17 protein-coding genes are annotated in these 23449 nt (G+C 71.3%); 5 read left to right on the top strand and 12 right to left on the bottom strand.

Annotated elements, in window-relative coordinates; all coding sequences use genetic code 11:
- Window positions 1–72 precede the first annotated feature (72 nt).
- Genes A4W93_RS07205 through A4W93_RS07190 form a run of 4 tightly spaced genes read left to right on the top strand, consistent with a single transcriptional unit; the run spans window position 73 to window position 3455 of the window.
- The gene (locus A4W93_RS07205; RefSeq protein ID WP_085749968.1) at window positions 73–699 is read left to right on the top strand and encodes a tetratricopeptide repeat protein; all 627 of its coding nucleotides are present in this window, start codon (window positions 73–75) and stop codon (window positions 697–699) included.
- A gap of 13 nt (window positions 700–712) precedes the next feature.
- Window positions 713–2134 carry an aldehyde dehydrogenase family protein gene (locus A4W93_RS07200; RefSeq protein ID WP_085749967.1) on the top strand — a complete coding sequence of 474 codons (1422 nt, stop codon included), beginning with the start codon at window positions 713–715 and terminating at the stop codon, window positions 2132–2134.
- On the top strand, window positions 2131–2547 hold the full coding sequence (locus A4W93_RS07195) for a GFA family protein (protein ID WP_085749966.1): 417 nt from the start codon (window positions 2131–2133) through the stop codon (window positions 2545–2547). The genes A4W93_RS07200 and A4W93_RS07195 overlap by 4 nt, the downstream gene beginning before the upstream one ends.
- Complete coding sequence (locus tag A4W93_RS07190; RefSeq protein ID WP_085749965.1) at window positions 2544–3455, top strand: oxygenase MpaB family protein; 912 nt, start codon at window positions 2544–2546, stop codon at window positions 3453–3455. Before A4W93_RS07195 ends, A4W93_RS07190 begins: the two co-directional genes overlap by 4 nt.
- 1 nt (window position 3456) lies before the next feature.
- Here A4W93_RS07190 and A4W93_RS07185 read toward each other — a convergent pair whose 3' ends face one another.
- The 6 genes from A4W93_RS07185 to A4W93_RS07160 form a co-directional block, all read right to left on the bottom strand.
- Complete coding sequence (locus A4W93_RS07185; RefSeq protein WP_157131610.1) at window positions 3457–3906, bottom strand: hypothetical protein; 450 nt, start codon at window positions 3904–3906, stop codon at window positions 3457–3459.
- 53 nt (window positions 3907–3959) lie between these two features.
- Entirely contained in the window at window positions 3960–6866 is a 2907-nt protein-coding gene (locus A4W93_RS07180; protein ID WP_085749963.1) for a di-heme oxidoredictase family protein, read from the bottom strand.
- A 429-nt stretch (window positions 6867–7295) separates the two neighbouring features.
- Complete coding sequence (locus A4W93_RS07175; protein WP_085749962.1) at window positions 7296–9671, bottom strand: efflux RND transporter permease subunit; 2376 nt, start codon at window positions 9669–9671, stop codon at window positions 7296–7298.
- Window positions 9668–10804: a WD40/YVTN/BNR-like repeat-containing protein gene (locus A4W93_RS07170; RefSeq protein ID WP_085749961.1), complete on the bottom strand. Its 1137-nt coding sequence runs from the start codon at window positions 10802–10804 to the stop codon at window positions 9668–9670. Before A4W93_RS07170 ends, A4W93_RS07175 begins: the two co-directional genes overlap by 4 nt.
- Before the next feature lie 4 nt (window positions 10805–10808).
- Window positions 10809–12152: a DUF1329 domain-containing protein gene (locus A4W93_RS07165; protein WP_085749960.1), complete on the bottom strand. Its 1344-nt coding sequence runs from the start codon at window positions 12150–12152 to the stop codon at window positions 10809–10811.
- Window positions 12153–12179: 27 nt separating this feature from the next.
- Window positions 12180–14072: a DUF1302 domain-containing protein gene (locus A4W93_RS07160; protein ID WP_085749959.1), complete on the bottom strand. Its 1893-nt coding sequence runs from the start codon at window positions 14070–14072 to the stop codon at window positions 12180–12182.
- 203 nt (window positions 14073–14275) lie between these two features.
- Between A4W93_RS07160 and A4W93_RS07155 the strand changes: the two genes are divergently transcribed.
- A complete protein-coding gene (locus A4W93_RS07155; RefSeq protein ID WP_085749958.1) occupies window positions 14276–16924 on the top strand; it encodes a winged helix-turn-helix domain-containing protein in 2649 nt (882 codons plus the stop codon).
- Here A4W93_RS07155 and A4W93_RS07150 read toward each other — a convergent pair whose 3' ends face one another.
- The 6 genes from A4W93_RS07150 to A4W93_RS07125 are packed head-to-tail and all read right to left on the bottom strand — an operon-like array spanning window position 16925 to window position 23416.
- A complete protein-coding gene (locus A4W93_RS07150) occupies window positions 16925–17686 on the bottom strand; it encodes an SDR family NAD(P)-dependent oxidoreductase (RefSeq protein ID WP_085749957.1) in 762 nt (253 codons plus the stop codon). It abuts the gene before it with no gap.
- On the bottom strand, window positions 17683–18843 hold the full coding sequence (locus A4W93_RS07145; protein ID WP_085749956.1) for an acyl-CoA dehydrogenase family protein: 1161 nt from the start codon (window positions 18841–18843) through the stop codon (window positions 17683–17685). Before A4W93_RS07145 ends, A4W93_RS07150 begins: the two co-directional genes overlap by 4 nt.
- Before the next feature lie 2 nt (window positions 18844–18845).
- A complete protein-coding gene (locus A4W93_RS07140) occupies window positions 18846–19628 on the bottom strand; it encodes an enoyl-CoA hydratase-related protein (protein WP_085749955.1) in 783 nt (260 codons plus the stop codon).
- Window positions 19625–21100, bottom strand: coding sequence for a hypothetical protein (locus tag A4W93_RS07135; protein ID WP_085749954.1), 1476 nt, complete (start codon window positions 21098–21100; stop codon window positions 19625–19627). The genes A4W93_RS07140 and A4W93_RS07135 overlap by 4 nt, the downstream gene beginning before the upstream one ends.
- A complete protein-coding gene (locus A4W93_RS07130) occupies window positions 21097–22218 on the bottom strand; it encodes an acyl-CoA dehydrogenase family protein (RefSeq protein WP_085749953.1) in 1122 nt (373 codons plus the stop codon). Before A4W93_RS07130 ends, A4W93_RS07135 begins: the two co-directional genes overlap by 4 nt.
- A gap of 13 nt (window positions 22219–22231) precedes the next feature.
- Window positions 22232–23416, bottom strand: coding sequence for an acyl-CoA dehydrogenase family protein (locus A4W93_RS07125; protein WP_085749952.1), 1185 nt, complete (start codon window positions 23414–23416; stop codon window positions 22232–22234).
- Between the last annotated feature and the right edge of the window lie 33 nt (window positions 23417–23449).

Raw genomic sequence — 23449 nt, 5'->3', positions numbered from 1 at the left:
CGCACCGGCCACCCGCCGGTGCGGTGCCGACCGGTTTTCCGGCCGCTTCTTTTCCTTGCCCAGGAGTACCGCATGACCTCCCAAGACACCTCGCGGCCCTCGCGCCGCTTCCTCGTCGGCCTGCTCGCACTGGTGACCGCCGCATTCGCGGGCGCCGGTGCGCTGATCGCCGGCATGCCCTCGGCCCAGGCCACGCCCGCCGTCCCCGCTCAACCGCCCGCCGCGGCCGAAGCCCCCGCCTCCGCGCCCGCGTCCGACGGCCCCGCGCTCGTGCTGCAGCTCGAACAGCGGGTGAAGGCCAACCCCGACGACCTCGACAGCTGGCAGATGCTCGGCCGCGCCTACACGGTGATGGGCCGCCAGGAGGACGCGGTGAAGGCCTACCGCAACATCGTCCGCCTGAAACCCGACGACGCGATGGCCCACGCCGAACTCGGCCGATCGCTCGGCAACGCCAACGGCCGCAAGCTCAACGCCGAGGCCGAGAAGCACCTCGACAAGGCGCTGGCCCTCGACCCCGGCAACGTGATGGCCCATGCGCTGCTCGGCCGCGTCGCGCTCGACCGCGGCCAACCCGCCGTCGCGAAGAAGCACTTCGAGGACGCCCTCGAGCACCTCGACACCTCGCACCCCTTCGCCCAGCAGCTGCGCCAGGCGATCCAGATCGCCGACAGCGCCGCCTCCTCTCCCTCGAAATGACAAGGACCCGCCCATGAATGCCCCGTTCACGATGACGATCGACGGCCGCGCCGTCACCTCCTCGCAGCGCCTGTCCGTGACCGATCCCGCCACCGGCCAGGTCTTCGCCGAGGTGCCCGACTGCTCGTCCGAGCAGCTCGATGCGGCCGTGGCCTCGGCCCGCCGCGCCGCACCGGGCTGGGCCGCCACGCCGCTGGTGGAGCGGCGCGCGGTGCTCGGCGCCATCGCCGGCACGCTGATGACACACAAGGACGCGCTCGGCGCGCTGCTCGTGCAGGAACAGGGCAAGCCGCTCGCGCGCGCCGTCGAGGAGGTGATGACGGCGGCGTACTGGTGCGCCGAGATCGCGAAGCTGGAGCCGGGCACGCACGTGCTCGCCGACACCGCCGAAACCCTCGTCGAGGTGCGCCGCGTGCCCATCGGGGTGGTGGGCGCCATCGTGCCGTGGAACTTCCCCATCGCGCTGGCCTTCTTCAAGATCGCGCCGGCGCTGCTGGCCGGCAACACCGTGGTGCTCAAGCCCTCGCCGTTCACGCCGCTCACCACGCTGCGCTTCGCCGAGCTGCTGCGCGACGCGATCCCGCCGGGCGTGCTGAACACCGTCAGCGGCGGCGACGCGCTCGGGCCGTGGATGTCCTCGCACCCCGGTCTCGACAAGATCAGCTTCACCGGGTCGACGGCCACCGGCCGCCGCGTGATGGAAAGCGCCGCGCCCACGCTCAAGCGCCTGACGCTCGAACTCGGCGGCAACGACGCGGCCATCGTGATGCCCGACGTGGACGTCGACGCGCTGGCCCCCGTGCTGTTCTGGGGCGCGTTCGCGAACAGCGCGCAGTTCTGCCTCGCGATCAAGCGGCTGTACGTGCACGAGGCCGTGTACGACAAGCTGTCGGCCGCCCTGGTGAAACTCGCCGCCGCCACGCGCGTGGGACGCGGCACCGACGAGGGCGTCGAACTGGGCCCGGTGCAGAACCGCCCGCAGTTCGAGCGCCTGAAGGGCCTGCTCGACGACTGCCGCCGCCAGGGCCAGCGCATCATCGCCGGCGGCGACGTGCCGGCCGGTGCCGGCTTCTTCTTCCCGCCCACCCTCGTCGACAACCCGCCCGAGGACTCGCGCATCGTGCAGGAGGAGCCCTTCGGCCCGATCCTGCCGCTGCTGAAGTTCACCGACGTGGACGATGCCATCGCCCGCGCGAACGCCTCGCCGTACGGCCTCGGCGCGTCGGTGTGGTGCCGCGACGAGGCGCTCGCGCTGCGCATCGCCCACCGCCTGCAGGCCGGCACCGTGTGGGTCAACGAGATCCACACCATCACGCCGATGAAACCGATGGCCGGGCACAAGCAGTCGGGGCTGGGGGTCGAGCAGGGGCTCGAGGGCCTGCTGGAGTACACGATGCCGCAGACGGTGTCGATGACGCGGAGGAAGGCGGCTTGAGCGCGCCCGAGACCGCCACTGGCGCGTGCCTGTGCGGACGCGTGCGCTACCGCGCCATCACCGCGAAGGCGCGTGCGCTCGTGTGCCACTGCCGCGACTGCCAGCGGCAGTCGGGCTCGGCCTTCTCGGTACTGCTGGCGATGCCGGCGGCCGACCTGTCGATCGAGGGCGAACTCGACTCGTTCGCCGGCAAGGCCGCCAGCGGCCGCGAGGTGCGCCGCCGCTTCTGTGGCCGCTGCGGCACGCCGGTGCTCACCGACTCGCCGGCGCGGCCGGGTGTCATCGCGCTGAAGGCCGGCACGCTCGACGACCCGTCGTGGCTGGCGCCGAAGCTGCACCTGTGGTGCGGTAGCGCGCAACCGTGGGTGGCCTTACCATCCGACGTGCCGTGTTTTCCGGAGCAACCCGCATGACCACTGGCTGTCCGCTGCATTCACTCCCCCACCGCCGCCGCTTCTGGCAGGCGCACGCGCCGTCGGTGCAGGAGGAGATCGCTTCACTGGATGCAGTGCGCGACTGCCAGCGCATCGTCCACCTGCTGTACGCCCACGAGTTCCCGTTCGACCTGCTGCGCTCCACCGAACTCGCGCTGTTCCACACGTACGGCAGCCGCACCGTCTCCGGCCTGCTCGACCGCACGGCCGAGTTCGCGAACCGCGGCCAGAAGCGCTACGACGACACCCGCCTGCTGATCGGCCAATTCATGGAGTGCGGCTGGGACGGGGAACTCGGCGAGCGGTCCATCGCGCAGATGAACCACATCCACTCGTTCTTCTCGATCCGCAACGAGGACTACCTCTTCGTGCTGTGGACCTTCATCGAGTTCCCGGTGAAGTGGATGGCCGACTTCGCGTGGCGCGCGTTCACCCCGCACGAGGAGGCTGCCTGGTTCCACTACTGGTGCGAGATCGGGCGGCGCATGGGCATGACGGACATCCCGGCCGACAAGGCGGCGTTCGATGCCTTCGTCGCCGAGTACGAGGCCCGCGAGTTCATCTACGACCCGGCCAACCAGCGCGTGGCCGACAGCACGATGCGCGTGATGGCCGCGTGGCTGCCCTGGCCGCTGCGCGGGCTCGTGACGTGGTCGGTGCTGAGCCTGGTGCCGGAACGCCTGCACCCCGCCATCGGGCACACCGCGCCGCCGCGGTGGTACGCGGCGCTGGTGCGGGGTGCGCTGCGCCTCAGGGGCCGCCTGCACCGGCGGGCGCCGCTGGAGCGGGCGCCGAAGCTGCTGGTGAATCACGTGAACCGGACGTATCCGGGCAACACGTACACCGTGGAGTCGCTGGGCCCGCCGTACGCGAAGCGGCCCGACTGACTCACCGTGCGGCCGAGGGTGTTCTCGGCCGCACGAGCATCCAGAGCCCTGCCAGGGTGACCGCGGCGCAGAGCACCGCCGTGGTGTTGAACCAGATGTCCGCCAGGTTCGGCACCGCCAGGTTCGACCCCAGCGTCGCGGCCCCGGCCAGCCACAGCACGCCGACGATGCGCTGCATGCGCACCGTCCGTCCCGGGTGGTCGAAGACCCACAGCCAGAAGCCCACGAGCCCGGCAGTGCCCGCGGCCGCGACGGCCACGACGTGCAGGTCCGTGAACCTGATGCGGCCGGCCAGCGCGTCGCGCACCAGCGAGAACGGACCGAAGAGCGCGAACGGCACCATGTACGGCAGCCAGACCAAGGTCGCCGGCGTGCCGAGCAGGAACGCGGTGGCGATCTTCAGGGCGCGCAACGGCCACGGGCCGTTGACGACGGGTGCAGGTTGGTTCATGGGGACCAGAACGCAAAAAGGGGCGGCCGTGGCCGCCCCTTCCGGACTTCGCCTTACAGCGACTTCAGGAACGCGAGCAGCGCATCCCGGTCCGCCTTCGAGATCGCCTCGAAGCGCCGGCGGCTGGCCGCGCCTTCACCGTCGTGCCACAGGATGGCCTCGGTCAGCGTGCGGGCACGGCTGTCATGCAGGTAACCCACCGGCACGCTCTTGCTGGCGGCGACCAGCTCGGTGTAGCCGATGCCCCACAGCGCCGGAGTGCGCCACATGCTGCCGGTGGCCTGGCCTTCGGTCAGGGTGTCGGCCAGGCCGGTGCCCATGTCGTGCAGCAGCAGGTCGGTGTACGGCTTGATGGTCTGCTTCCGCGTCTCGGCCATCTCCGAGCCTTCGCCGGTCTGGATCGACGTGACGTGGCAGGTGCTGCACTTCAGCGTGTCGAAGACCTTCGCGCCGGCCGCGACCTGCGCCGGGTTGACGTCGAGGTACGAGATGGGCGACACCCCCTTCGGGAAGCCGCTCGTCAGGCTGCGCTGGGCCGGCACGGCCAGCAGGCGCAGGTAACGCGTCATCAGCACCAGCTGGTCCTCGGTGAGGCCCTTCGCGGCCGGGCCGGTCTTGCAGTTCGCGGGACCGGCGAGGCAGTCGCGGCTCGGGTACACGGGCGTCGTCACCGACATGTCGAGCAGCGCGGCGGAGGCGGTCTGGTGGCGCAGGCTCACCTTCGAGGCCTTCCAGCCGTAGCGCCCGAGCTTCACGGCGCCGGTCTCGGGGTCATAGCCGTAGTTGGCCGTGCCCTTCACACCGTCGGCATCGGCCGTGGTGCGCACGCGCGACAGGATCTCGGCATCGGGAATGGCTTCGAGCAGGCCCATGCCGATCATCGGCTGCGCGCTGCGCAGCGAGAAGGCGGCCGGCGTCGGGCCGTCGAAGGAGACCTTCGGCTTGCGCAGTTCCACGGCGGTGCCGTCGGCCAGCGTCACGGTCTTCGTGTCGAAGCCCGCCACGCGCACGGCCATGCCCCAGTCCTGCGGCTTGCCGTTCGTCATGGCGTTCATCTGCACGCCCAGGCCATAGGTCGGATGCGGGATCTGCTTGCCACCCGCGTCGAGCGCGGCGGTGCGCACGGCCATCGTGTCGAGGCGCTGGTTCACCACGGCCGGGGCGACGCCGCGGCCGTTGTTGATGTGGCAGCCGAAGCACGAGGACTGGTTGAAGCGGGGACCCTGCAGGCCGACACCGTCGTTGTTCTTGTCGTTGTTCGCTTCCGTGTGTTCGCCGGTGGTCAGGTTCGTGTGGATCCAGCGGCGGCCTTCGACGAAGCGCTGCATGTTCTGCATGCCGATGTTGTTGTGCGGCTGCTGGAAGATGTACTGCGCGTTGTCGGCGTAGTCGTACGACACCGATCCGATGCCGCCCGACAGCGTCTCCGCCGGCAGCGGCTCGTTCATCAGTCGCGGCTGCACGCCGTACCAGGGACGCAGGCCCGTGCCCACCACGTAGGTGAGTTCGTTGGTGTAGTAGCGCACGGCACCGTTGTCACCCACGGCGTCCATGGCGGCACGCGTGGAGAAGAACGAGCCGGTGAACTCGATGACGTCGCCGGCCTTGAGCGAACGGGCGTTGACCCGCACGCCGTTCGGCACGAGCACGCCGTTGCCGTCGGCCACGAGCTGCGAGTGCGCGGGGTAGTCGTCGAAGACCACGCTGCAGCCGTCGTTGGCGCCGATGACGTTGTTGTAGCCACTGGTGGGGCGGGCCAGCGCCTTCTGCGGGGGCTTCGGCACGACCGGGCACACGGCGTCGTTCACCGAGTACGTCGTGTCGTCGAGCAGGTCGCCCGGGCTCATCCAGCCGAAGCCGGTGACGCCCGTGGTGTCGAAGCGGCGCACGAACGAATGGCCGCCGCCCTTCTGCTTCTGCTGGTAGTACTGGTTGACGATGATCGACGGCTTCGTGACACCGGCCACGCGGCTGTTGTCGATGAACTCGACACCCCAGGTGCGGTTCTTGAAGTAGTTGGCGACCCAGTTCAGGTGGGCGCCGGGGCCCTTGTCGACCGGTTTTCCGTTTGCGTCCACGGTCTCGTTGACGCCATAGCCGATCTCGTTCCAGTCCTCGCCGCGCTCGCGGGCGTGGCGTGAACGGCCGACCATGCCGAAGCGGGTGACGAGCGTGCCGTCGGGCAGCGAGAACTGCACGGTCTCCAGCGGGTCCTGCACGGCCGGCGCGGCGGCCAGCGGCGAGTTCGCCGGCGGGAACTTCTCGGCCGACGTGGCGAGCACGGGCAGCGAGTTGTCGCTGCCGGGCGACTTGAACTCCACCTCGAACAGGGAGTAGCCGTACTGCGTGCCGCGGGCCACGCCGCGCAGGCGCACGTACCGCACGTTGGCGTTGAGGTTGAAGAACTCCTCGGTGCCGCCCTTGGCGTTGGTGACGTAGCGGAGCTGGTACCAGGTGGCGCCGTCATCGGACGCCTCGAGCGCGTACTCCTTGCCGTACGCGTTCTCCCACACGAGCTTCAGGTAACCCAGCGAGGTCTTCGCGCCGAAGTCGAACTGGATCCACTCGTTGTCCGTGCGGCCGCTTTCCCAGCGGGTCGTCGCGACGCCGTCGATGGCCTTCGAGGCGTTGCTGCCGTCGTTGGTGGACGACGAGGCCGTCGCCGCGGTCACCTTCACGGCGACGCCGGGGTTGCTCATGTCGACGCCGGACGGCAACTGCTGCGCCGGCGGCAGCGACGGCGTGGCGGCCGGCGTGTCGCCGACCGGCAGCGACGGCGCGGGTGCCGGCGTCGGGTTCTCCAGCACGGGCTCGTTGGCGTTCGGCGTCGGGGCCGCCGCGTTGTCGGGCTCGGTGGACTTGCCGCCGCCGCAGGCGGCCAGCGCCGCGGCGAAGAACAGGGATGTCAACGCCAGCGCGGGGCGCGACCTCGACGGCTTCACGGGGGTGGGGTGGTTCATGCTCGGGACCTCTTGATCGTTCTTGGGGTGACATGGCAGTCACCGAGAGGTCCCGCTTTGTCCCGGCGACGAACTTGTCTGCGTGGACACAGTGCAGAAATGATGCCAACTTCGAAACACGTTTGATATCGGTTCCAAAAAAGGGCGTGCCGCCACGTCAGGGCCTGGAATGTGCCATAGCGCACGGTGTTCCGTTGGTTACATGAGTGACGAAACGAGTCGACGGTTCGACATTCCGGGGCGGCGGCTCCGGCCACGGATGGAACACGGGTGGCCGGTTGCGTCAGGTTCGTTCGCTCAAATCGAATGCGCGGACGAAACAAGAAGGCTGTCACCCCGGCGGAGGCCGGGGCCCTGGACCTGGTTGAACGCGTCGAACGAGGCCCGGGGTCCCGGCCTTCGCCGGGATGACCGGTGAGAGGAGGCCCCTCAGGCCCGCGCCTGCACCACCGTCCCCGCCGCGACGCTCCCGCGCCGCCCGATCCCCATCACCGCCGCCAGCGCGGGGATCAGCACCACCGCGCCCACCATGTTCCACAGGAACATGAAGGTCAGCAGCAGGCCCATGTCGGCCTGGAACTTGATCTCCGAGAAGATCCACGTGAGCACCCCCGCGGCGAGCGTGATGCCGGTGAACGCGACGGCGAGGCCCGTCGTCTTCATCGTCTCGAAGTACGCGTCGCGCAGCGGCAAGCCGCGCGCCAGCTCGTGCTCGAGCCGGTTGTAGAGGTAGATGCCGTAGTCCACGCCGATGCCCACGCCGAGCGCGATCACCGGCAGCGTGGCCACCTTCACGCCGAGGCCCATCACCGTCATCACCGCCTCGCACAGCAGCGACGTGATCACGAGCGGGATCAGCAGGCACAGCGTCACGCGGATCGAGCGGAACTCGAGCATCAGCAGCACCGCCACGATGCCGTACACGAGGAACAGCATCGGCCGCCACGATTCGGCCACCACCTGGTTCGTGGCCGCCTCGATGCCCGCGTTGCCGGCCGCCAGCAGGATCTCCGCCTGCGGTCCGCCGTGGCGCGCGGCGAACGCCTCCACCGTCTTCACCACCCCTTCGAGCGTGGCCGCCTTGTGGTCCGCGAGGTACGCGATCACCGGCAGCATCGAGCAGTCGTTGTTGTAGAACGATTGCGGGATGCCCTTGTGGGCCGAGTTCGAGATGTAGCGGTTGCGCGTGACCGTCGACCACTTCAGGTTGCCGCCGTACGTGCCCGCGATGATCTGCGTCATCCAGTCGAACAGCGAGACGGTGCCCTGCACCCCCGGGGTCTCCTCCAGCGCCCATTGCAGCCGGGTCACGGTGGCCGCGGTGGCATACGCCCCGCAGTCGCCCGGCGGTGTCCTGACCATCACGACGAACGTGTCGGCACTCGTCGCGTAGTGCTGCGAGAAGAAGGCGACATCGGTGTTGTACCGGGACGTGGGCCGCAGTTCCGGCGCGCCGGGGTCGAGGTCGCCGATCTGCAGGTGGCGGCTCATCGCGAAGCCCAGCACGGCCACGCCGGTGGCGAGCGCCACCACCACGACCGCACGGCCGCCGGAGGCGAGCGACGCGATGGCCCCCGCGAGGCGGTGCGGCCCCCGTGCGCGCCGTTCGGCCGCGCGCAGGCCCGACCCGGAGATGCCGGCGTACGACATCGCCACGGGCAGCAGGAACATCTTCGTGAAGATGATGACGGCCACGCCGATGCTCGCGCTGATCGCGAGTTCGCGGATCACGCCGATGTCGATCACGAGCAGCGTCGAGAAGCCCACCACGTCGCACAGCAGTGCCACCGTGCCCGGCACGAACAGCAGCCGGAACGTGGCGCGCGCGGCCCCCTCCTTCGTCGCGCCGCGCAGGCTCTCCACCGCGAAGGTGTTGATGTTCTGCACCGCGTGCGACACCCCGATCGCGAACGTCAGGAACGGCACGAGGATGGAGTACGGATCGAGCCCGAAGCCGAGCAGGTGCATCACCCCGAGGTGCCAGGCCACCGCGAGCAGGCAGCACGCGATGGTCACCGAGGTGCTGCGCCAGCAGCGCGAGTACACCCACAGCAGCGCGGTGGTCAGCACCACGGTGAGCAGGAAGAAGAGGCCGATGGACGCGGCCCCGTGGATCAGGTCACCCACCAGCTTCGCGAACCCGACGATGTGGATGCGGATGCCGGGCCGTTCGTACTTCGCGCGCAGCTGCTGCTCGAGGCGCGTCGAGAACACGCCGTAGTCGAGCTTCTGGCCCGTGTCCGGATCGTTCTCGAGCAGCGGCGCCACGATCACGCTGGAGCGGTGGTCGTTGGCGACCAGGCTGCCCACGAGCCCGGCCTTCGCGATGTTGTCGCGCACCACGGCCACGTCGCGCGAGAGCCCGAGGCTGCCGAAGTCGGCCGGCACCACCTTGCCCGAGCGCAGCCCGTCCTCGGTGGCCTCGAACCACAGGGTGTTCGGGGTCCACAGCGAACGCAGGTTGCCTCGGTCGATGCCCGGGATGTAGAAGACCTCGTCGGTCACCTGGCGCACGGTGTCGAGGTACTCGCGGCTGTAGATGTCGCCCTCGGTCGCCTCCACCGCGATGCGCACGGTGTTGCCGAGCGGGCGCAGCTCGTTCTCGAAGCGCAGGGTGTTCTGGATGAACGGATGGTTCGCCGGCACCATCTTCTGGAAGCTCGCGTCCGGCCGCAGCAGCAGGGCCTGCCACAGCAGCACGAGCGAGGCCACCGCGAAGAACGCGAGCCAGAGCGGCCGGCGCGAGAACAGCACGCGCTCGGCGAAGGCCTCGACGCGGTCGCCGAGGGTGGGTTTCACGGTCATCGGTTGCTCCTCGGCAGCGGGGCGGGGAACACGGCGGCGCCTCCCTGTCCCACGGTCACCATCGTGTCGCCGCCCGCCAGCGCGAAGCCGCCGAGGCGGCGCACCTGCAGGCGGGGCCCGGCCGGCGAGAACGTCGCGCCGCCGTCGGTGCTCGCGAGCACCTGGCCTTCTTCATCGAGCAGCAGCGCGCGGTCGCTCTGCAGCAGGCCGGCCACCAGCGTCTTGGTCGTGCGGCTGGCCGCGGGCACCCAGTGCGCGCCGCCGTCCGTCGAGCGGAACAGGTGGCCGCGGAACCCGTAGGCCACCAGCACCGACTTCGGCAGCGCCAGCACGCCGTAGAGGTGGCCCTTGTAGCCCACCTCCGAGCGCGTCCACGTCTGCCCGCGGTCACGCGAGCGGAACACCGTGCCGGCCTCGGCCGCCACGAGCACGTCGCCCTCGGGCGTCAACGTCAGCCCGTTGAGGTGCAGGCCCTCGAGGTTGTCGAGGCGGTCGCCGATGTAGGTCCACTGCCGGCCGCCGTTGTCGGTGCGGAACAGCTGCCCGAACGCGCCGGCCGCGAAGCCGGTCTCGGTGTCGAAGAAGCGCACGGCCATCAGCGGGCGCGACGGCCCGGCGGACACCGCGGCCTCGGCCGCACCGAGCGCGTCCTCGGCGACCTCCCGGCGCGGCGACGACTCGTCGATGCGCGCGAGCTGCGCCTGGGTGGCCGCGAGGGCCTGAGCGTCGCCGGCCTTGCCGTCGAACTGGCGCACCCACGTCACACCGCCGTCGCGGGTGCCGAGGATCACGCCGTCGTGCCCCACGGCCCAGCCGATGCGGTCGTCGGCGAAGGTGACCGACGTGAGCATCACGGACGTGGGCACCTCGGCCTGCGTCCAGCGCGCGCCGCGGTCGTCCGAGCGCAGCACGAGGCCGCCCTGCCCCACCGCGACGAGCCGGTGGCCGGCCGTGGTCACGTCCACCAGCAGCCGCTGCGGTCCCTTGCGGGTGGCTGGCGCGGGCGAGGCCAGCAGGTCGAGTCCCTCGGCCAGCGCCGGGGCGCTGACCGCGATGCCCCACGCCGCACCCACGAGGACCAGCGAGGTCAGGAGGGCCGCGCCCGCGCGCGGCCGGATCGGGTTCGTGCCCACGCCGTCAGTTGCCGGTGCGCCGCAGGGCTGCGGTGGTGAAGTCCGACGCCTTCAGCGGCGTGTTGAACTCGATCGGCTTCTCCTCGTTGGTCAGGCCACTGACGACGTAGCGCCGTGCCTGCAGGTCGTACTGGGCCGAGCCGCCGATGAAGAAGGCCGGCGCGTTGTAGAACTGCACGCCGAAGATCTCGAGCACGCGCCACAGTTCACCGCGGCCGTCGTACAGGTCGGCGTGGGCGATCTGCCACGAGTCCTCGTCGAGGTAGTACACGCGCTTGCGGTACACGTGGCTCTTGCCCTGGCGCAGGTTCGCCTCCACCACCCACACGCGGTGCAGCTCGTAGCGCACCAGGTCCTGGTTGATCGTTCCCGGCTTGACGATGTCGGTGTACTTGAGGCCCTTGTCGGTGAGCTTGTTGTTGTTGTACGAGACGATCATCTCGCGCTTGCCCACGAGCTTCCATTCGAAGCGGTCGGGCGAGCCGTTGAAGCCGTCGTAGTCGTCCACGGTCGACAGGCCGTCGCAGCCGTTGCGCGGCGTGTCGTACGACACCTCCGGCGCGCGCAGCACACGCCGCGTGCCGGGGTTGTAGACCCAGGCGGCGCGCGGCTGCTTCACCTGGTCGATGAAGTCGTGCGCCAGCAGCGCCTCGCCCGCGATGGCCGCCGGCGCCTTGTAGTTCGTGCGGAAGTAGAACAGCACGTTCGGCGTTTCCTTCAGGCCGATGCCGAAGATGGTCTCCTCGTGGCGCTTGACCGGCGTGAACGCGCCGTTGCCCTGCACCGGGAACTCGGTCTGGTGGCGCACGAGCGTGGCGCCGCGGTAGCGGAACGCATGGTTCCAGATGGCCTCGACGCCGTTGTTCGGGATCGGGAACGGCACCGTGCTGCCCACGGCGTCGAGCACCGAGTTGCCTTCGTTGGCCGTGTCGATCGTGCCGGCCTCCTTCTTGATGGCCGCGTAGATGGACTCGGGGAACGCGGCCGAGCGGCGCGTGGGGTACACCGGCATCTTGTACGACGGGTAGCGCTTGAGCAGCGCGAGCTGGCCCGGCGCGAGCTTGTCCTTGTACTGCTCGGCGTTCGCCGCGGTGATCGTGTAGAGCGGCTTGTCGCCCGGGAACGGGTCGGCCCAGCCCTTGTTGGCGTCGAAGCCGGCCGGAGCCTTGGTGACACCGCCTTCCCACGGGGGAATGGTGCCGTCCTTGTTGCCGGCGCGTTCGGCGCCGACGGGGGTGAGTTCCTTGCCGAGCTTGTCGATCTGGTCGGCCGGGGCCTTCGCCTGGACGGCGAAGACAAAGAGCGCGAGCAGTCCGAGGGCGCCGGCGCGATGGCGGATGGGGTTCATGCGGAAGTCTCCGGAAAGGGCGCGGGGTCAGAAGCTCGCGCCGAGCACGGCGGCGAGGTAGTCGCGGTCGTGGAAGCTGTCGAAGCGGGCGTTGGGGTTGTAGCGGCTGTAGCTGAGGTCGAGCCAGGCGGTCTTCTGGAAGTCGAACTTGATGCCGGGGGCAATCACATAGCGGCCTTCGCTGAACACGCCGTCGGCCGACCAGCCCTTCACGTCGGACTGCAGGTACAGGCGCGGGCGCACCACCACGTTCGGGATCAGCGCGGGGTACTCGAGCTCCATCAGGGCGCGCACGCCCCAGGCGTTCGAGGTGAAGTAGCCGTCCTGCGTGCAGTTCGCCGCGTTGGTGGCGGCCGCCGGGCAGGCGCCGCCGTAGGTCACGTGGGCGGCCGCGCCGTACTCGAAGCCCCGGCCGTAGCGCACCGACGTGTACGGGTCGCCGATGCCCGTCCAGTGCTGGAACGCCACCTCGCCGAGCAGCGAGGCCGACGACGCCCCGAGCACGCCCGAGAACAGCTTGATCGTCGACATCTGCAGCTGGATCTTGTCCTTGTAGTCGCGGCCTTCGTTGTACGCACCCGAGCCGAGCGGCGAGGCCGTGGAGCCCCAGCGCGAGGCCATCGGGCCGACACCCACCGTGCCGTTCGGACCCGGCGCGGCCATCGCGAAGAAGCCGTCCACCGAGCTGATCTGCACCGGGAAGTCCTTCGTGTACGACATCTCGCCGGCCACGGCCCACCCGCCGATCACGGTGGCCGCGCTGATGCCCGCCACCTGGATGTTCTTCGCGTCGTAGTCCCAGAACACCGAGCCGAGCGGGGCCTGGGCGTAGTACACCGAGCCCGGCACCGTCGTCATGTCGCGCACGCCCGAGAGGTTCGGCACGTGCGTCTTGTAGTTGACGTAGTACGCGCCCATCTCGGTGTCGATGGCTTCGAACGTGTGTTTCGCGGCGAGGCCGAACTGGCCGCCGTTGCTCGGCTCGCGGTCGTCCAGCAGCGAGAAGCGGAAGTTCGCGCCACCGGTGGCCGCCGAGCCGTTCCACGCGGCGCCCGACGGCAGCGGGCCGAACACGCTGTCGTTCGCCACCAGGGTGGAGCCGTTCGTGCAGTTGAGCGCGGTGGCCGGCGACCAGTAGGTGCCGCAACCGTCGATGCTCGTGCGCTTCCACTGGAACTGGTAGAAGCCCTCGAGCGACGTGCCGTCGGGCAGGCTCAGGTTGGCCGAGATCTGCGGCACCGGCAGCAGCGCCTCCTTCAGCAACGTGCCGGCCTGGCGCAGCGCGTTCACGTCCAGCACCGAGTACTGGTTCACGCCGGGCACGAAGAGGCTCTCGCCGAAGTTCACCACGTGCTGGCCGAGGCGCACCTTCGCCTGCGCGTTCTCGGCGACGTCGAAGCTGCCGTAGACGTAGGCGTCGAGCAGCTCGGCGCCGCGGAACTTCGACAGGTTCGTGTCGAAGGCGGAATCGTTCAGCTCGGTGTTCGCGATGTAGTCGTTGCTCGGCGCGCCGAACTGCACGGAGCGGCTGCTGAGCCGGTAGTTGTCCCAGGCCTTGGCGCGCAGCATCACGCCGTAGTCGTCCTTGCGCAGGTTCACGTCGCCGATCACGCGGAACAGCGTGGAGAAGTTGTCGCCCTTGTCGAAGTTCTTGTTGGCCGAGCCCGTGTAGCTCGAGCCGGTGCCGCCGTCGCCGGGGCCGATCAAGTCGGGATCGGCGTTGCGGGTGCGCCAGCCGCCCGTGACCGATGCGTTGATCGACCACACGGCCTCGAGGCCGTCGCCGAGGTCGGTGGTGCCCGCGTGGGCCGCCCCTCCCCAGGCCAACGCGACGAGCAGCGCAGTGCGCGACGGGGCCAGGCGGGCGTTCTTCCTGGCTTGGCGATGCGGCCCCCGGGCCGCGGCGTGTTCAAGTGTCATGGTGTGGTCCTGTCCTCTGGGGGGGGTCCTGTCCTCTTGTGCCAGGGCACTGTACGAACGGGACCGCCGGCCCGGAATCGTCACTTCGGACGATTTGGGGGAGCGCGCATCGACAGGTCGCGGCCGCCGCCGGATCGTCGGAAACGACGGTGCGCGGCGCGCGTGGCCGTCGCACGATCGGACCGAACCAGAAAGGTGCCGAGATGAACGAAGCCGTTGCCCCGCGCGCCGTGCGCACCGCCCCGCCCAGCCCGCAGGTGCCGCGGGATGCGCTGTGCCAGCACGCCTGTGCCGCCACGTCGGCGCGGGTGATCGTCGTGCGCGCCCCCGCGGGTTTCGGCAAGACCACGACGATGGGCCAGATGCGCGAACGCCTCGAGGCCCATGGCACCGCCACCGCGTGGTTCGGCCTCGATGCGGCCGACAACGACGCCGCGCGGTTCGTGCACCGGCTGGGCGAGGCCGTCGCGCGGCTCGCGCCCGACGCGCCGCAGCCGCCCGCACCCGCCGAGCTGATGCGGCGCCTCGCGACCCATCCGTCGCCCTACGTGCTGTTCCTCGACGACTTCGAACGCATCCAGGACCGCGCCGTGATCGCGCTGGTGCGCGAGCTGATCGACCACCTGCCCGCGGGCGGCCGCATCGTGATCGGCGTGCGCACGCGGCCCGACCTCGGGCTCGGCCGCCTGCGCGCGCGCGGCCAGCTGCTCGACATCGACACCGAGGACCTGCGCTTCACGCTCGCCGACACCGAACGCTACTTCCAGCTGCGGCCCCACCTGCCGCTGTCGCCCGAGGCCGTCGTGCAGCTGCACCACAAGACCGAGGGCTGGGTGGCCGCGCTCGCGCTCGCCGCGGTCGCCCTGCAGCGGCAGCCGCCGGGCGGCGATTTCATCGCCCGCTTCTCGGGCTCGAACCGCACCGTGGCCGCCTACCTGGCGGAGGCCGTGCTCGCACAGCAGCCCGAGGCCACGCGCCAGTTCCTGCTGCGCACGAGCATCCTGCACCGGCTCGACGTGTCGCTGTGCGACACGCTGGTGCCCGGCGCCGAGAGCGCGTGGCTGCTGGAGCGGCTCGAGGCCGACAACCTCTTCGTCACCGCACTGCCCGGCGAGGAGCGCACGTGGCGCTACCACAGCCTCTTCGCCGACTTCCTGCGCGCGCGCCTCGCGAGCGAACACCCCACGTGGACCGCGCGGCTGCACCTCGCCGCCTCGGGCTGGTACGAGGCGCGGCAGCGTGTGGTACCCGCGATCGAACATGCGATCGAGGGCGGCGACATGCCACACGCCGCGGGGCTGCTCGTGCAGCACGCGGAGAGCTTCATCGAGCAGGGCCGCATGCGGCTGCTCGCGCGGTGGATCGGCGCCCTGCCCCCGGACCTGGTGGACGCCCACCGCCTGCTGCAGGTGGCCGGCGTGTGGTCCGACTGCTTCACGCGCGGCCCCGCCATCGCGATGGAACGCCTGCAGCACGGCGGCCTGGAGCAGGACACGCACCCCGCGGTGCGCGCGCACGTGGGGGCACTGCTGCCGCTGCTGCACGCGATGATGGACGCCTACGGCGAGGCCCTCGCCACGGGCCTGCCGGCGCTGCAGCGCCTGCCCACCTGCCGCCCCCTCGTCGACATCGTGCTGCACAACACGATGGCCCACGTGCTGTCCGTGCGCGGCGACCCCGGCGGCTCGCACCGGCTGCTGGAGGCCGCGCGCGGCACCTCGCACACCACGGCGTTCACGCGCCCGTACACCGAGTCGATGGAAGGCATCCTCGACCTGCACGAGGGCCGCCTGCGCCAGGCCGCCGCACGCTTCCGCATGGCCGCGGGCGAGGCCCGGGCCGGCGTCTTCCCGCACGCCCACGGCAACGCGTGGGCGGGGGTGCTGCACGCGAGCACGGTGTACGAGTCGGGGCAGCTCGACGCGGCCCGGCACCTCCTCAACGTCTACCAGCCGCTGGTGCGCGACGTCGCGTTGCCCGACCACCTGATCCTGAGCCACGTGCTGCGCTCGCGCATCGCGTTCGACCGCGGCGACATCGACACCGCCCGCCAGGTACTCTCGGAACTGGAGTACCTGGGCCACCACCGCCAGCTGCCGCGCGTGATCGCGTCGGCGCGCCTCGAACGCGGCCGGCTGCTGCTGATGCAGGGCCACGCGCTCGCGTCGCGCGAGGCGATGGACAAGGCCGACACGCCCGGACTCTGGGAGCGCGTGCGCGCGCAGCGGCTGCCGTCGCACGACCTGGAAGACCTGGCGGTGGGCCGCGTGCGCTGGGAAATCGCGTTCGGCGACCCCGCGGCCGCGCTCGCGCGCATCGACGTCGAACTGGCGGAGGCCCGCGCGTCGTCGCGCCACCGGCGGTCGCTGAAGCTGCGGGTGCTGAAGGCCATGGCCCAGCACCGCGCGGCCGACATCGCCGGTGCGGTGGCGACGCTCGATGGCGCGCTGCGCGACGCGTGCCCGGAAGGGTTCATGCGCCTCGTGATCGACGAAGGGCCGGCGCTGTCACCACTGCTGTGGCGGCTGTCGACCGCGATCGGCGAAGCTCCGGGCCGCAGCGACCCGATCTTCGGCGACTACCTGCAGCGGCTCACGACGGCACTCGGGGCACCCTCGCCGACCGCCGACGGACCGGCCGCGCCCGACGACTCGCTCGCGACCCTCACGCGCCAGGAGATCCGCGTGCTGCAGCTGCTGGCCGAGGGCTATTCGAACGGGGCGATGGCGGAGAAGCTGGAGGTGTCGGACAGCACGGTGCGCACGCACCTGCGCAGCATCAACCTGAAGCTCAATGCGCACAGCCGGATGCAGGCGGTGGCGGCGGCGAGGAGGCTGGCGGTGATCCGGTGATCAGAGCGAGCTGACGAGGTGTCCCCCATCCACCGCGATCACCGACCCGGTCATGTACGCCCCCGCGTCGGACACCAGCAGCAGCAACGGTCCGTCGAGGTCCTCGGGCCGCCCGAACCGCCGCTGCGGCACCCGTGCCATCAGCCGCTGCCCCGCCTCGCTCGCGAGGAAGTCGCGGTTCAGGTCGGTGGCGATGTAGCCCGGCGCGAGCGCATTGACGCGGATGCCGTGTTCGGCCCATTCGAGCGCGAGCGCCTTCGTGAGGTGCAGCAGCCCCGCCTTCGACGCGCAGTACGGCGCCACGGCCTTGCCCACGCGTTCGCCCAGGATGGACGCGACGTTGACGACACTCCCCCCGCGCTTCGCGGCCACCAGCCTCCGCGCCGCCTCGGTGGCGACGAGCCAGGCGCCCTTGAGGTTCGTGTCGACCACCTGGTCCCACGCGGCCTCGTCCTGTCCGAGCGCCGGCCGGGACACCGCCACGCCCGCGTTGTTCACGACGATGTCGGGCACGCCCCAGGCGGTCTCGATGCGGTCGAACGCACGGGTGACCGACGCAGCATCGGTCACGTCGAGTTCCACGGCACCGGCGCGTGCACCCGTCGCCGCCAACGCGGCGACATCGGTCTCCAGCCGGTCGAGCCGGCGCGCGGCCAGCAGCACGTGGACGCCGGCCGCGGCGAGCGTGGCGGCGAAGTGCCGGCCGAGGCCGCTCGACGCGCCAGTCACGAGCGCCAGGCGGCCGGAGAGGTCCGTCCTCATCGCGGACCCTTCGCGATGGACCGGCCGATGCGCCAGCGGTGCACCTCGCTCGGGCCGTCGTAGATGCGGAAGGCGCGCATGTCGGCGAAGATGCGGGAGACGATGCTGAGGTCGGTCACACCCGTGCCGCCCAGCACCTGCACGCAGCGGTCGACCACGCGCCACTCGGCCTCGGAACAGATCACCTTCGCGAGGCTGGACTCGTGCCCGCCGTGATGCCCCTGGTCGAGCACCCAGGCGCAGTGCCACACCGTGAGGCGGGCGACGTGCAGGTCCATCTCGTTGTCGGCCAGCTGGAACCCCACGCCCTCGTGCGCGGCCAGCGGCTGGCCGAAGGCCTCGCGGTCGCGGGCGTACGCGCAGGCGGTGTCGTGCGCACGGCGGGCCGCGCCCAGCCAGCGCATGCAATGCGTCAGCCGTGCCGGTGCCAGGCGCACCTGGGCGTAGCGCAGGCCCTGGCCCACCTCGCCCAGCACGTCGCTCGCGGGCACGCGCAGCCCGTCGAAGCGCACGATGGCATGGCCGCCGGTGAAGCAGCTGTCGAGTGCGTCGATCTGGCGTTCGATGGTGATGCCGGGCTGGTCCATGTCGGCGAGGAACATCGTGGCGCCTTCCTCCGCCCGCGCCATGATGATCGCGAAGCCCGCGCCCACCGCACCGGTGATGTGCTGCTTGATCCCGTCGATGACGAAGTGGTCGCCGTCACGCCGCGCGGTGGTGCGCAGCATGCCCGGGTCGGAGCCCGCGCCCGGAGGCGGCTCGGTCATGCAGAAGCACGAGCGCACGTCGCCCGCGACCAGCGGCGCGAGCCAGCGGGCGCGCTGCGCGGGCGTGGCCACCACGTCGAGCAGGTGCACGTTGCCTTCGTCCGGCGCGTGGATGTTCATCGCGGTGGGACCGAGCGGCGAGTAGCCGGCCTCCTCGAACACCACGGCCTTGTCGGCGTGGGAGAGGCCGAGGCCGCCGAGGTCCACCGGACCGTGCGGCGTGAGCAGCCCGGCGCTGCGCGCATGCTGGACGAGTTCGGCGCGCAGCGTGGGCCCGGGGCCGTGCGGCGTGTGGCGCGGGTCGTGTTCGTACGGGATCACCACGTCGGCGATGAACCGGCGGGTGCGCTGCTGCAGGTCGAGCTGCCGCGAGGTGAGCGAAAAGTCCATGGTCAGCGTCCCGCCCAGTTCGGCGCGCGCTTCTCGATGAAGGCGCGCGGGCCTTCCTTGAAGTCCTCCGTGGCGGCCACGGCCGCGAGGCCTTTCGCGCTCAGTTGGCGAAGCGCCTCGTCATCGAGTTCGTGGGCCCGGCGGGCGATGGCGAGGCTCTCGCGCACGGCGAGCGGCGCGTTGCGCGCGATGCGTGCCGCGAGCTCGAGGGCCGCGTCCTGCACATTTTCCTTCGGCACCAGGCGGTTCACAAGGCCGTGGCGGTGGGCACGCTGGGCGTCGAGCGGGTCGCCGGTGGCGATCAGTTCCAGCGCGAGGTGGCGCGGCAGCGCCCGCGGCAGGCGGTACAGGCCGCCCGCGCCGGCGATCAACCCGCGTTGCACCTCGGGCAGGCCGAACACCGCGTGGTCGGCCGCCACGACGAGGTCGCACGCGAGCGCGATCTCGGCGCCGCCCGCCAGTGCCGCGCCGTTCACGGCCGCGATCCACGGCTTCGCGCGGGGCGCGTCCACGAACCCGGCGAAGCCGCCGCGCGCGGTGCGCAGCCGGCGGCCATGGCCCGCGGCAATGGCCTTCAGGTCGGCGCCCGCGCAGAACGCATCGGGGCCGGCACCGGTCAGCACGACGACCCAGGTGTCGGGGTCGGCCTCGGTCTCGGCCACGAGGGCGTCGAGCCGCTCGGCCACGTCGCCGTCGACGGCGTTGCGGGCGGCGGGGCGGTTCAGCGTGATGCGGACGACGTGGCCCGGGAGTTTTTCCAGGGTCACCACGGGATCAGGGGTCATGGTTCGAAGGTCCAGCGCAACAGGGAATCGGGAGCCGGGGCGGTGCGGCCGCGGCGCCCCACGGGGCTGCGGTCGAGGCCGGTCAGCGTGGCGAGGGTGGCGGAGTCGTCGGGCGGCACCCGCGCCATCAGGCGCTGGCCGCCCGGCGTGAGGGCGATCACGACCCCCGCCTCGGGGTGGCCGTCGCGGTCGTACACGACGGTGAAGGTCTCCAGCACCGCGTCGCCCACGTGGTCGAGCACGAGGTCGGGCGCCGGTCCGCGCGTCGCGTCGGCGGCCTGCTGCGCCGCGGGTTCGTCGTCGAGGAACGGCGTGCCCCGCCCGAGCACCAGCGCGTGGTGCTTGGTCACGTACTCGCCCTGCCCGTACAGCAGCGCGCGCTGGCCGGGCCGCTCGCGCAGTGCACGCACCAGCGCCGCGGCAGCGTGGGTCATGTAGTTGTTCAGCGGCGCGCCGAAGAAGCTCAGGCCGCCGGTGGCGGTGGTGGGCGCGGCAGGGTCGAGCCGCAGCGTGCGCCGCGCCATCTTCGGCACGACGGGGAAACAGCTGTAGAGCTCCTGCAGGTCGAAGGGGCCGGCCCGTTCCATCAACGCGGACAGCACCGCGTCCTGCGCGGTGGAGCCGCGGTAGTCGGGGCGGGCCAGGAAATCGCGCGCCTCGTTCGCGCGGGCGCCGCCCAGCACCGGCACCATGCGGTGCTCCGGGATGCCCAGGGCACGGGCGTGCGCCGCGTGGGTCAGCAGCACCGCTGCCCCCATGTTGACCAACGGGTTCGCCACCTGGCGCAGCGTGTAGGGCCACGCGATCAGCCGGTTGCGGTCGCTGGGGGTCGCGACGTCGTCGGGCGAGAACCGCTGGCGGCTCCACGCGTGCGGGTTCTGTTCGGCCACCTCGGAGCAACGCGACCAGAGTGCCGCCGCATCGGCCATCGCCTCGCGCGGGGTCTGGCCCCAGGCCGCGAGGGTCGCGTTTTCGTAGAACGGGTACACCGTGGTGGGGGTGGTCACGCCGTGGGCCACCGCCACCGGGTGGCACAGGTCGGAGCCCTTGAGCAGGCGCGCGTTCGGGTCGCGCGGGGTCCACGGCAGCGCGAGGCGCACCTTGCGCGCGGCGGCCACCGTGTGCCCCGCCTCGGCACCCACCACCACGGCGACGTCGGACTCGCCCCGCGCGATGCGCAGCGCCGCCTCGTGGATCAGCCGCACCGGCGATTCGCCCCCGGCCGGCGCGTAGGCCCGATGGCGCGGCATCATCTCCAGCCACGCGGACAGTCGCCCGCACACGTCGTCGTAGGGCCACGAGTGTTCGCACACCACGTCGAGCGAATCGACGGCCGTGGCGGCGATGCCCGCGTCGGTTGCCGCGGCGCGCAGCGCCTGCGCCATCAGCACCAGCGGTTCGAGACCGAGCGCAGGGTCCTTCTCGCGGTGGGTGATCTCACCGACCCCGACGATGACGGGCGTCCGGATCATGCCGCCTGCGCCGACAGGCGGTCGATGCGGCGGAGGTGGTGGTCGATGGATCCGAACTGCAGCTCGATCTGCGTGGCGCGGCGGAAGTAGTGGCCCACCGCCAGTTCCTCGGTCATGCCCATGCCGCCGTGCAGCTGCACCGCGCCCTGGCCCACGGTGCGGCAGGCGCGCGCCACGGTGACCTTGGCCGACGACACGGCCCGCGCGCGTGCGGCGGCCGACCCGCGGAATGCGGTGGCCGCCGTCGCGGTGATCGCCGTGGCCTGCTCCAGCGCGACGGACATGTCGGCCAGGCGATGCTGCAGCACCTGGAAGCTCGCGATGGGCACGCCGAACTGGCGGCGCTGTTTCACGTACGCGACGGTGTCGGCGACCAGGCGCGACAGCACGCCGCCCGCCTCGGCGCACACCGCCAGCGTGGCCTCGTCGAGCACCTGCTCCAGCAGCGCGCCGGCCTCGCCGAGGTGGCTCTCGGCCGGCAGCTTCACGTGGTCGAACACCACCTCGCTCGCGCGGCCGCCGTCGAGCGTGCGGTAGTCGCGGCGGCGCACGCCCAGGGTCTCCACCGGCACCACGAGCAGCGCGAGGCCACCCGCGTCGTCGCGCGCCACGGCCAGCAGGTCGGTGGCCCACGGGGCGCAGTGCACCACGGCCTTGCGGCCGTCGAGTCGCCAGCCGTCGCCGTCGCGCGTGACGGTCGAACGCAGGTCGTCGAGTTCGTGCCGGGAATGCGGCTCGCCGGCGGCCAGCGCGATCACCGCGTCGCCGTCGACGATGCGCGAGAGCAGCCGCTGCGCCGTGGCCCCGGGCGTGCGCGACAGCAACCCGCCCCCCACCACGCCGGTGGACAGGTAGGGCTCGGCGGCGAGGTGTTCGCCCAGCACTTCCATGATGACGAGGTGGTCGACGAGGCCGCCGCCGAGCCCGCCCACGGACTCGGGCAGCGCCGCGCCCAGCAGGCCCAGCTGGTGCGCGAAGGCGCGCCACAGCGGCGGCTGGTGGTCGGCGGCTGCGAGCGTCCGGGCGCGGATCTCCACGTCGTACTGCTCGCTGAGGAAACGCGCGAGGCTGTCGCGCAGCATCGCCTGGGTGTCGTTCAGAGCGAATCCGGAGGTCATGGGATGGGGTTCCTCAACCGGCCAGCAGGTGGGCGGCGATCAGGTTGCGCTGCACTTCGTTCGTGCCGGCGTAGATGGAGGCGGCGCGGTCGTTCAGGTACGCGCTCATGCCGAACGCGGCGCTCTCGGGCACGCCGAGCGGGTCGCTCTCGCACAGCTCCATGGGCACACGCGCGGTGGCATACAGGCCGCCGATCTCGATGCCGATCTCGGTCAGGCGCTGCCGCGTCTCGGTGCCCAGCAGCTTGCCGATCGACGGGCGGATGCCGGGGGCCTCGCCACGCGCATGGGCTTCCAGCGCCTTCATCTCGAGGGCCTGCACCGCGTCGATGCGGCATTCCGCATCGGCGAGTTTCATCGCGAGGTCATGGCGCTCGGGGCCGTGACGGTCCCCGAAGGCCTCGGCCAGCGCAAGGCGCAGGCGCTTGAGCCGCGCGCGCAGGTTCGGCGCCCAGGCGCCGCCGCGTTCGTGCTGCAGCAGGTACTTGGCGATGGTCCAGCCCGTGTTCTCGTCGCCGAGCAGGCTCGACGCAGGCACGCGCACATCGTCGAAGAACACCTGGTTCAGCTCGTGGTCGCCCGAGATGCTGATGATGGGCCGCACCGTGATGCCCGGCCGCTGCAGGTCGAAGCACAGGAAACTGATGCCCTGCTGCGGCTTGCCGCCGCTCGCGGTGCGCACCAGGCAGAACATCTTGTTCGCGTACTGCGCGTGCGTGGTCCAGATCTTCGTGCCGTTGATGACGTACTCGTCGCCGTCGCGCACCGCCTTGCACTGCAGGCCCGCGAGGTCGGAGCCGGCGCCCGGTTCGGAGTAGCCCTGGGCCCAGTAGTCCTCGCCGGAGCGGATGCCCGGCAGCCAGCGCTGCTGCTGCTCCGGCGTGCCGAACGCGATGATGACCGGGCCCACCATGTGCGTGCCCATGGGCGCGAGCGGCGGTGCGTCCGCCGCGGCGAGTTCGGCGGCGAACAGGTAGTGCTGCATCGGCGTCCAGCCGGTGCCGCCGTGTTCGACGGGCCAGTGCGGCACGCTCCACCCGCGCTGCGCGAGGCAGCGCAGCCAGCGGATGCCCTCGGGGTAGTCGGAGAAGATGCCGGAGCAGCGGCGGCCCGCCACCCGCAGTTCGTCGCTCAGGCCCGTGGCCAGGAACGCCCTCACCTCGTCGCGGAAGGCCGCGTCTTTCTCGTTCAGCACCATGCAGTTCACCTTCTGGGGATGAGGCAGTGTCGG

The organism is Piscinibacter gummiphilus (assembly GCF_002116905.1).
Lineage (GTDB): Bacteria > Pseudomonadota > Gammaproteobacteria > Burkholderiales > Burkholderiaceae_C > Rhizobacter > Rhizobacter gummiphilus.
Note: the sequence above shows the minus strand (reverse complement) of the source record. Positions and strands in the feature narration are given on the sequence as shown.